Origin of the sequence: uncultured Clostridium sp. (assembly GCF_937920395.1) — a bacterium.
Taxonomy (GTDB): domain Bacteria; phylum Bacillota; class Clostridia; order Clostridiales; family Clostridiaceae; genus Clostridium_AD.
Window position 1 is genome coordinate 1 of the sequence record NZ_CALEVF010000245.1, and the last position, 9,592, is coordinate 9,592.

Here is a 9,592-nt window from a genome sequence, read left to right on the forward strand (position 1 = left end):
TTTATGTAATTAACAATTATATGCCATTCATATTAGGTAAAAGATTTTCAAAGAAGGGTACTAAATCCAATGATATATCCATGGAAGATAGGCTGTAACTAAAAATTCAAATAAATTATAGTTAATGCTAAAGACTAAGTGATAATAGACGAGATATAAGAAGTAAATAAAGTTTTATAGAAAATTTTATTTTATAATGGTATTTAGTAGCGGTAATGATGAAATATAAATAGTTCGATATATTAGATAAATAAACGGGGGAACTTATGGATAATCAAGATATAGAAATGGTAAGATTAAAAGTGTTTAAAAACTTTAAAACAATTAAATTAGCCAAGGACTATTCAGGTAGACTATATAGAATCGTAAAGAGCGAAGTAAAAATATATATAAATGATGACGAATATTTTTGTTTTATACAGCGAAGACGAGGATTGTTTTGGAGGAATATAGAAGTGATTGCATATGACACTTATTTAAACAAGATTAATGGACAAAGTAGTTAATAAGGAAATTTTTTTGTAAAGACTTATTTTCAATTGATAATAAATATCGATAGAAACAAAATTAAAAGAAAAATATGGTATAATACTATTAAGTCAGGTGACAATATATTAAGTAAATAATAATTTATAAAATAGAAAGAACAGAGGAGAGTGTAATATGATTGAATACAAATTTGATACTCAATTATTAATAGAAGGACATAATCTTTCTGAAGATGCAATAAACGAATATATTACAAAGAATATTGAAGGTGATTGTTTGCTTGCGGTTGGTGACGATGAATTAATTAAAATTCATTTTCATACCAATACACCATGGAAGGTGTTTGAGTATTGTACTTCTTTAGGAGAAATTTATGATATCGTTGTAGAAAACATGGAACGTCAAACTATGGGTCTTAAAGGTTAAAGGTATATGAACTTTTAAAAAGAAAAGAAGTTTATAATTGAAATTTGGCAGTTTAGTGTTATATCTAAACCCAAACTCAATGCTAGCTTAAAAGGAGAAAGTATGGAATTTCAAAAGTCAGTTATTGAACTTATAAAGATGAGGACATCAAGCAGATCGTTTGATAAAAAAAACATCGAAAGTGTAACCCTTAAAAAGCTAAAGGATTATATTGAAAAGAGTAATGAAGAAACAAAATTAAGGGTCAGGATTATAGTTACACAAAGTAATAATAATGATTCTGGTAAAGCAAAAAAATTAGGGACATACGGAGTTATATCAGGTGCTAATTCATTTATTGTTGGAATACTTGAAAGAGATGAAAAAAATGCGCTTGAATTTGGGTATTTATTTGAAAAAATTATTCTCTTCGCAACGGATTTGGGGCTTCAAACATGTTGGCTCGGTGGAACTTTTAATAAGAGTAATTTTGAAGAAAATATGAGTTTAGCTGATAATGAATTTATACCTATAGTTTCTCCTGTGGGAATAAAAAAAGAAAAGCCTAGAGTTTTTGAATCAGTTATGAGAACAGTTATTGGTGCTAATAAACGAAAACCATGGAGTGAATTGTTTTTTGAAAAAGATGGTAAAGCACCACTAAGTGAAGATAATGTTGGTCAATATGCTACTGTATTAGAGATGGTAAGACTTGGACCTTCTGCTTCAAACAAACAACCTTGGAGAATTATAAAGGATGAGAATGTATACCACTTTTTCCTTTGCAGAACAAAAGGCTATGGAGTATCTAGTTATGATATGCAAAAAAATGACATTGGTATAGCTAAATGTCATTTTGAGTTATCAGCAAATGAACTTGGCTTAAAGGGCTCATGGGTAGAAATAAAAGATATAAGTACACAAAATGACTGGGAATATTGTTGCAGCTGGTCTAAATAATATTTTTATTAACAAAAAGGGAATTCATTTATTGAATTCCCTTTTAAATTAAGTAGAAATAGTACTATGCTTTTTTGTAGTTGAAGCACCAATCATAAATTTTAGCACTTTCGTTTTTTTGATAACATATGAAATTCCAAGTGATCCAACTAGAATAATTACAAAAAATAATGGGACAACTATAAATGGTGAAATATTTTTATTTGCAATATAATTTAGCATTATGTAAATTAAAGGTGAATGAAATAGATAAATTGCATAACTCTCTTTATCTAAAAATTTTAGTGTTTTGTTACTATTTAAGCTCGTATATTTAAAGCTTATTGTTGATAAAGCTAAAAAATAAAAAATAGCAGAGGAAATATTACTAAATAAATACGCAACATTTTTGGACAATGTACAAATTAAATTATTATTAGATAGCTTCAAAGATAATAATAAAAACAAAAATTGTAGAATAAATGAAGTTGTAATTAAAATAATATTCTTATTTCCTTTAAATTCATATGAAAAAGCTTTCTCGTTTTTTCTAATGATATAACCCAAATAAAAAAACATAAAATAATGTATAGAACTTGCAATTTGGAGTAAGTGTGGGAATTTATAACTAATGATATTAGCACTGGCTATAATGATAAAGCTAGCAGGTGTACCTATTTTGTTGATTATAGGTTCGAATAAGTAAAATACTATAAATATCTCAAATATTGCTAGTAAGTACCATAAATGTCCAGAATCTATGCCAGTAAGGATATATTTATAAATTACTTCTAAAACATTGTTACCCAAATAACCTTTATAACTAGTAAGCATTCTAATTGGTACTACATATAATATTGCAACACAAATGTATGGAACTAATAGCCGTTTTGTTTTATCAAATGAAAATTTAATTTTCTTCTTATATTTTCTACACTCTTTCCTACAATAATAGTACATATACCCTGAGATAAAAATAAATAAAGGCATTTGAAAAATATCCATGTAAGTTTTTAATGAATTAAAAAAGCTGGATTTAATAAGTGGAGTATAAATACCCCAGTTGTATTGATAAACAACCATGCTATGCCCTAAAACAACCATTAAAATAGCAAATACTCTTAGTAAGGATATATTATTTAGATATCCTTGTTTCTTTTGGATTTCCATTAAGCTTCCTCCTATAATGTATAATTTGTGAATTAATAGCTATTATAACATATTTCATTATAATTCGACACGGCTTTCATTGGCCCCAGGTTTTTATATTGCTCAGAACTTAGTTAAATAGTACGATAATAAACATATTATAGATGTAATATGTTTATAATTAGAAAGGAAGGTTTTTATGGAAATGAATATTTATTGCCCATATAAAAAATGAGTGTGATTTAAGGTTATTTATAGGAGGGAAATATGATTAATTTTATTGGAATGGGAAGTGCTTTTAATACAGAACTTGGGAATACGAGTGCATTTGTAAAGAAAAATGACAGCTTAATTCTTATTGATTGTGGAGGAACAGTTTTTCATAAGTTACAAAAGCTAAACATGCTTGATGGACTTAAAAATTTGTATATTCTTATAACACATACACATCCTGATCATGTTGGAAGTCTTGGAGACGTTATATTTTATTCGTATTATATTTTAAAACACAAACCGACTATTTTTTTTCCTCAAAAGGAGTTAATAGAAAGTTTTTTAACTAGCATAGGGGTAAGTGCTGAAATGTACAACCTTTATAGTAATAATGCAGAAGATATAAAGGATATGCAACTTGGAAATTTTAGTATAAACTTTATGCATGTTTCTCATGTTGATACAATACCGACATATGGATTTATAATGAAATTAGATGGAAGAGTGTTTTATTATAGTGGGGATGCTAATGCTATAAGTAACACAATAGTAGATAAGCTAATAAACGGACAGATTTGTAGAATTTATCAAGATACATGTGGATTAGATTATGAAGGGAATGCTCACTTATCATTAAGAAAACTTTGTGATATAGTTCCTCTAGAATTTAGAAATAAGGTTTATTGTATGCATCTAGATAAAAATATAACAGTTGAAGATATAAAGCACAATGGATTTAATGTTGTAGAAATAAATTGATTTTTAATAAGATTAAAGGGAATTTAGTAAATGAATTCCTTTTAAATTTGTGATGATCGAAAATAGTATAAGTGAAATATAAGGAATCCTTTTGATTTTTTTGATAAATAAGAAGGACAAATATACATTCCTGTTGAAATATAAAAGTACTTATAATTTGTATGAAAGTATGGATTCGGTACTTACTGATGTTAAAAAATTTATTTAAGTAATTTAGAAGGAGAATTTAGATGTTCAAAAAGAAATTATTAATATTATTTTATGTTCTTATAGCAGTATTAATGTTCCGTATACCAGTCTTTGCAGCAGAAGATCAGTTGCCAGACAAACCAATTACTAATATTTATGTGCAAGATTATGCCAAATTATTAACAACAGCTGAGATTCAAACGTTAGTTGCAGAGAGTACCAGTTTAAATAGTCAAAAGGGAATACAGTTTGCAATTCTTACTGTAAAAGAGCTTCCTAGCGGGTATGACCTAGAATCATATTCTAATGCAGTATTTAAAAAGTGGGGAATTGGAGACAAAGCGTCCAATAAAGGTTTATTATTTGTCTATGTAACATCTACTGATAATATTAGATTAGAGGTAGGATATGGTTTAGAAGGGGATATTCCAGATATAACGGCTAAAAGTATTCTACAAAAAGTTCATCCAGTATTAAGAGAAAAAAAGTATTCAGAGGCGTTAAATATGCTTTATCCATTAATAAGTGATGCTAAACTTCAAACAGCACAAACACCTAAAGAATCTAAATATACACTTGCTAACCTATTCAAATTAATATTTTTCATTTTAGTTATATGTGCAGCAATATTTAAAGGACCCAATAGACGCAATCGTGGATATGGCGGTGGAGGGTATTATGGTGGCTTTGGTGGAGGAGGATCCGGTGGAGGTTTCGATGGCGGAGGCGGCGGGAGCTTTGGTGGAGGGGACTCTGGCGGTGGTGGAGCGTCTGACTAACCATTTAGTAGATTAAGAAACAAAGAAGACAAATTTTCAAGTGAGTATAATCAAGTCCAATGGAGTTAACATGATTTTAAATTGTTAACTCTATTTTATTAAGAAAAAAATAATAACAGCCAAAATAGTATTAGTTGACCCTATAACCATGGCAAAATTAGTGATTTTATTTTTCCCAGTTTTGTCCTCTTCTTTATTAATAGAATTATGTAATCTAAACCTGTATTTGCTAATAGAAGTACCATTTAAGGTTCCAGCTAAACCAAAACATACTAAGGCAATACTGCCACAAATTTTAATAGATAATATCCAATTGTTTAAGACCTTACCCAACACAATACTAATGAACATTATAATAAAACTTGAAATAATTATTTTTTTAATTTTTACCCACTCCTTAATATCTACTTCAATTAACATCATATTCTATATATTCTAACAATTAAATACTAAAAACATAAAACGTCATAATGACGACATGAAAATACATGAATATACGTAAATATGTTGAATTTATGCAAAGTATCTTGAATTAAAATCTGGAATGTATCCTTTTTGTGTTTTTATAAGTGGTGCCTGTATATTCTTAAGTGCGGGTTTACCACTAATTTGAGCAGTCATCTGCTTTACGGAATCTGCTCCGAAATACTCCTTTATAAAACCAACCTTCTTCAAATCAATAGTCCCAAGCTTTAGACATAAGTTATGTACCTCTTCATCAGTAGCTATTAACATTTCTGAGCATTCATCCGTCCACTCATTATAAAATTGAATCATGTGTTCTAATACCTTGCATACCTCTGATGTATTACGAACAGTAATAGCGCCTATAAAAAGTTCATCTTTCTTACCCAAATTATATAACCCCAATATATACCGAGTATAATAGTGAAAACCAAATAAGCCTCTATTTTATCTTGTTTACTTTTGATTGCTTTTAAATGGACACAACCAAGCGTTTTGATGCTAATATAACGTGGTTAGACATTACTAGTTAAGGACTGGGGGAAAACGTACGATAATATAACATATTAAAAATATAATATATTTATATTTAGAAAGGATGGTTTTTATGGAAACAAGGGGCATTAGAAAATATTTTAGAATTGAATGTAAAACACCAATTTGTACACAAATTTCTATTGTTAAATTTAATGATAAAATGGTTACCACAGGCAAAGGCAATATCTGTGTAGAAAATATAAGCTCTGGTGGCCTTAAGTTTCTTTTTAGTTTAAACCTACCAGTTAGTGATATGATGATTATAGAGTTTAAGTTAGTTATTAAAAAGGTGAGTATTGCTTTTTATGGCTATATTGTGAGAAAAGAAGAAATTGATAAGGATATATATAGATATGGAGTTGAATTTGTTAATAAGACTGATGATGATGATGATGAACATGAACAGTTTTTGAGTAAACTTGATGAGTTAAATAAAAATGGAAATCTAGAGAATTCTGGTATTTGTACATGTGATGTAGATTGTATTAGAAAATGTACGGTAAAAGTTGATAGAAGAATGTATAAAAGATATAAGCTTAATGATAATTTTGTTGCAAAAATGAAAATGCACAAAATTAGTAATAAATCAGGCATTTCTCAGTGGGTCACTATACTAATTGATAATATCTCACGAGACGGCATTCAATTTATTACTGATATTAATTTAGTAATAGATGAGGATACAATGTTAGAATTTAGTATAGTTATTGCTGATATAAAAATTTATGCTAAAGGTTATACATCATGGAGAAAAAGAGTAGAAGAGAATAAATATATATATGGAGTGAAATTAGATATTACCGATTCAGAAAAAGAAAAGATAATTAAAGTTTTAGAGCAAGTAGTGGATTTTTCTTTAGAAAAGGGGATATTAACGCATGAATGTTTTAGATTAAAGTTTAATTATGCGAAGACTGAAAATCATAATTTTGAGAAACTTATATAAAAAAAATTTATAATTATTTTATTTGATTTAAATCACATTCTTATAACTTAAATAAATATAGAATAGAGACATAGGAAAGCAAGAATATGTGAGAATAAAATATTAGGAGGAAAAAATATGAATACTAAATTTTTCAAAAATATTGAAGTTGCAAAGGCATTAGGATTAAAAGAAGAGGTTTTATATGTAGAAAAACAAGTTGTGAGTAAAACATTAACACAAACGAATAACGTTAGCATAACACTATTTGCTTTTGATAAGGGGGAAGAAATAAGTACCCATTCAGCACCTGGAGACGCTTTGGTATATGTAACAGAAGGTCAAGTCACAATAACAATAGGGGATAATGATCCAGCTATTGTGAGTGAGGGTGAAATGATATTGATGCCAGCAAATACACCTCATGGACTCGTGGCTAATGAAAGATTTAAAATGATGTTAGTTATAGTAAATGGATAAGAAAAAGTATAGCAAATTTATTTTGCTATACTTTTTCTTAGGTTAGTGCATATAACAAATAAAGAGGAGCATGCTATAAATAAATAATTAAGGTAGGTACATAAGGTAATTAAACATCATCCAAAAGTGACAAAAACTACCTAGAATTATAAACACATGGAATATTTCATGGAAACCGAACCAGGGGATATTCAAATTAGGTTTTTTTAGTCCATAAATGATACCACCAATACTATAAAAAATTCCGCCTAAAAGGAGCCAGAAAAGTCCACCTATAGGAACAGTTTTAATCATTGGTTTAATTGCAACTATAATCACCCAACCCATTAATACATATAGTATAGTGGATACCGTTCTTGATTTTCCTGTTGATATTGCTTTCCATACAATACCTATTATAGTCAGTCCCCATATAACGCCAAACATACTCCATCCCCATGTACCTCTTAAAGGGATTAAGGCAATGGGAGTATACGTACCAGCAATTAAAAGATATATTGCCATATGGTCAAAATATCTAAACACTTTTTGGGCTTTAGAACCCGCTGGTAACATATGATATAATGAACTCATCGTATAAAGTAATACTAATGTTGTACCAAAAATTGAAAATGATACTATATGCCAAGCAGTAGCTTTTAATGACGAAAACACAACTAATAATACAAGTGCAGCTATAGCAAGTACACCGCCTACAATATGTATTATTCCACTTACCCTACTTTTTGAAATCATTTTTATTTAACTCCTTTTTCCTATGACTGTATCTATTTTATCACTTAAATGTTAAAATTTCATACAAATAATGCAAATATGTTTTAAATGAAGAAGAGATTTTTGTTGTTTATGAATATTATTTTAATGAAAAGTAAAATTAAAGGAGGGTTTATTTTGCTAGATATAAAAAAAGGTGTAAAGAGTTTTTATGTGGGTGATAACGAAGAAGAACCACTTGCTAAGATGGAATTTGTATATAATGGGGATGAGGTAATCATCAATCATACTTTTGTATCTGAGCAATTAAGAGGTCAAAATGTTGGTGGACAATTGTTAGAAAAGATTGTTAGTTTAGCGAGAGAAACAAACAAAAAGATAATTCCTATCTGCCCTTACGCTAAAGCAAAATTGAATAAAAATGATAAGTATTTAGATGTATTAAAAAAGTAAGACGTGAGTGGGACAAATGGGATGAGGGAGTGGAGGGTATGTCAGGGTATATGCAGTTTATTTCTAGGGCTTGGAAAGTATTTGTGGAGCAAGGGGATATGAATAATGAGGTAAGATTAGAAATAGCAGACTCCTGGAAAAGATGCAAGGAATATGGTGTAGATTTTATGAATGGTCGTGGTAATGATGCTTATAGGGTATCTGTAGAGTCTAAAATCAAAGAAAATGCTGAACTTGTTTCCGTAGCCAGTTCTATAATGATGGATATATATAATATTATTAGGGGCTCTGGATTTGCTTTATTCTTATCAGATAGAGATGGATATATACTTGATATAATTGGAGAAATTAATATTATAGAAAAGGCAAATAAACTAAATTTTGTAAAAGGAGCGCTGTGGACAGAAAGAGCAGTGGGCACTAATGCTATTGGAACAGCGCTCCATTTAGATAAACCTATACAAACAATAGGGGCTGAGCATTATGGTATAAACCAACATTCTTGGACATGTTCCTCAGCACCTATTCATGATGAAGAAGGAAATATAATAGGTTGTATAAATATGTCGGGAATTTGTCGTGATGCACATTTACATACCTTGGGAATTGTTACAGCAGCAGCTGAGTCAATAAAAAAACAGCTGGCACTTATTATTTCTTATGACTTATTAAACATAACCTTTGATTCAATTGTAGAAGGTATGATTGTAAGTGATGAGAGTTTTAATATCAAAAGGATAAATGATAGAGCTGAGAATATTTTATGCATAACACAAAACGAAATATTTAAAATGAATATAAAAGAAACATTAAAAGATTTAAATTTTGATAATATGATGTCAAGTTCTAGGCAAGCTTATAATAATATAGAATGTGATTTCCACATAAAAAATAAAAGAATAAAATGTATAATAAATGCAGTTGCTATGAAGGTTAATAATAAATTTATGGGTGTAGTTATAACTTTTAGAGAAACTCAATATATACATAAGTTGGTTAATAAAGTAGTGGGGTATAAAGCGACCTACAAATTTGATGATATTATAAGTGATAATGAAAAAATGAAAAGTGTAATAGAATTTGCAAAGAAAGCTGC

12 protein-coding genes and 1 pseudogene are annotated in these 9,592 nt (G+C 28.9%); 9 read left to right on the forward strand and 4 right to left on the reverse strand.

Going from position 1 to position 9,592, the window contains the following annotated elements:
- The first annotated feature begins 266 nt into the window (after positions 1–266).
- From Q0649_RS16115 to Q0649_RS16125, 3 genes are all read left to right on the forward strand, one after another.
- Positions 267–506: a hypothetical protein gene (locus Q0649_RS16115; RefSeq protein WP_298844366.1), complete on the forward strand. Its 240-nt coding sequence runs from the start codon at positions 267–269 to the stop codon at positions 504–506.
- A gap of 157 nt (positions 507–663) precedes the next feature.
- Positions 664–915: a kinase to dihydroxyacetone kinase gene (locus Q0649_RS16120; RefSeq protein WP_298844368.1), complete on the forward strand. Its 252-nt coding sequence runs from the start codon at positions 664–666 to the stop codon at positions 913–915.
- Positions 916–1,017: 102 nt separating this feature from the next.
- Positions 1,018–1,854 (forward strand): nitroreductase family protein, encoded by an 837-nt coding sequence (locus Q0649_RS16125; protein ID WP_298844371.1) that lies wholly within the window; start codon positions 1,018–1,020, stop codon positions 1,852–1,854.
- A 48-nt stretch (positions 1,855–1,902) separates the two neighbouring features.
- Here Q0649_RS16125 and Q0649_RS16130 read toward each other — a convergent pair whose 3' ends face one another.
- Positions 1,903–3,003: an acyltransferase gene (locus tag Q0649_RS16130; RefSeq protein WP_298844374.1), complete on the reverse strand. Its 1,101-nt coding sequence runs from the start codon at positions 3,001–3,003 to the stop codon at positions 1,903–1,905.
- 246 nt (positions 3,004–3,249) lie between these two features.
- Here Q0649_RS16130 and Q0649_RS16135 point away from each other — a divergent pair, with 246 nt between their 5' ends.
- The gene (locus tag Q0649_RS16135) at positions 3,250–3,954 is read left to right on the forward strand and encodes an MBL fold metallo-hydrolase (RefSeq protein ID WP_298844377.1); all 705 of its coding nucleotides are present in this window, start codon (positions 3,250–3,252) and stop codon (positions 3,952–3,954) included.
- A 230-nt stretch (positions 3,955–4,184) separates the two neighbouring features.
- Positions 4,185–4,922 carry a YgcG family protein gene (locus Q0649_RS16140; protein ID WP_298844380.1) on the forward strand — a complete coding sequence of 246 codons (738 nt, stop codon included), beginning with the start codon at positions 4,185–4,187 and terminating at the stop codon, positions 4,920–4,922.
- Positions 4,923–5,012: 90 nt separating this feature from the next.
- On the opposite strand, the gene Q0649_RS16145 is transcribed toward Q0649_RS16140, so the two are convergent.
- The gene (locus Q0649_RS16145) at positions 5,013–5,345 is read right to left on the reverse strand and encodes a DUF5316 family protein (protein WP_298844383.1); all 333 of its coding nucleotides are present in this window, start codon (positions 5,343–5,345) and stop codon (positions 5,013–5,015) included.
- Positions 5,346–5,435: 90 nt separating this feature from the next.
- Positions 5,436–5,777, reverse strand: coding sequence for an NAD/NADP octopine/nopaline dehydrogenase family protein (locus Q0649_RS16150; RefSeq protein WP_298844386.1), 342 nt, complete (start codon positions 5,775–5,777; stop codon positions 5,436–5,438).
- 217 nt (positions 5,778–5,994) lie between these two features.
- Between Q0649_RS16150 and Q0649_RS16155 the strand changes: the two genes are divergently transcribed.
- Both Q0649_RS16155 and Q0649_RS16160 read left to right on the forward strand, forming a co-directional pair.
- Positions 5,995–6,870: a PilZ domain-containing protein gene (locus tag Q0649_RS16155; RefSeq protein ID WP_298844389.1), complete on the forward strand. Its 876-nt coding sequence runs from the start codon at positions 5,995–5,997 to the stop codon at positions 6,868–6,870.
- 117 nt (positions 6,871–6,987) lie between these two features.
- A complete protein-coding gene (locus tag Q0649_RS16160) occupies positions 6,988–7,329 on the forward strand; it encodes a cupin domain-containing protein (protein WP_298844392.1) in 342 nt (113 codons plus the stop codon).
- Positions 7,330–7,416: 87 nt separating this feature from the next.
- On the opposite strand, the gene Q0649_RS16165 is transcribed toward Q0649_RS16160, so the two are convergent.
- Positions 7,417–8,064, reverse strand: a complete 648-nt coding sequence (locus tag Q0649_RS16165) for a hemolysin III family protein (RefSeq protein WP_298844395.1) — start codon at positions 8,062–8,064, stop codon at positions 7,417–7,419.
- A 156-nt stretch (positions 8,065–8,220) separates the two neighbouring features.
- Here Q0649_RS16165 and Q0649_RS16170 point away from each other — a divergent pair, with 156 nt between their 5' ends.
- Together Q0649_RS16170 and Q0649_RS16175 are read left to right on the forward strand one after the other, a co-directional pair.
- Positions 8,221–8,496: a GNAT family N-acetyltransferase gene (locus Q0649_RS16170; protein WP_298844398.1), complete on the forward strand. Its 276-nt coding sequence runs from the start codon at positions 8,221–8,223 to the stop codon at positions 8,494–8,496.
- A 38-nt stretch (positions 8,497–8,534) separates the two neighbouring features.
- A pseudogene (locus Q0649_RS16175) lies at positions 8,535–9,592 on the forward strand (AAA family ATPase); the annotation flags it as partial.

Bases quoted from the DNA above. Each gene is read 5' to 3' on its own strand.
- Q0649_RS16115 (WP_298844366.1), top strand. From the start codon at position 267: ATGGATAATCAAGATATAGAAATGGTAAGATTAAAAGTGTTTAAAAAC.
- Q0649_RS16120 (WP_298844368.1), top strand. From the start codon at position 664: ATGATTGAATACAAATTTGATACTCAATTATTAATAGAAGGACATAAT.
- Q0649_RS16125 (WP_298844371.1), top strand. From the start codon at position 1,018: ATGGAATTTCAAAAGTCAGTTATTGAACTTATAAAGATGAGGACATCA.
- Q0649_RS16130 (WP_298844374.1), bottom strand. From the start codon at position 3,003: ATGGAAATCCAAAAGAAACAAGGATATCTAAATAATATATCCTTACTA.
- Q0649_RS16135 (WP_298844377.1), top strand. From the start codon at position 3,250: ATGATTAATTTTATTGGAATGGGAAGTGCTTTTAATACAGAACTTGGG.
- Q0649_RS16140 (WP_298844380.1), top strand. From the start codon at position 4,185: ATGTTCAAAAAGAAATTATTAATATTATTTTATGTTCTTATAGCAGTA.
- Q0649_RS16145 (WP_298844383.1), bottom strand. From the start codon at position 5,345: ATGATGTTAATTGAAGTAGATATTAAGGAGTGGGTAAAAATTAAAAAA.
- Q0649_RS16155 (WP_298844389.1), top strand. From the start codon at position 5,995: ATGGAAACAAGGGGCATTAGAAAATATTTTAGAATTGAATGTAAAACA.
- Q0649_RS16160 (WP_298844392.1), top strand. From the start codon at position 6,988: ATGAATACTAAATTTTTCAAAAATATTGAAGTTGCAAAGGCATTAGGA.
- Q0649_RS16165 (WP_298844395.1), bottom strand. From the start codon at position 8,064: ATGATTTCAAAAAGTAGGGTAAGTGGAATAATACATATTGTAGGCGGT.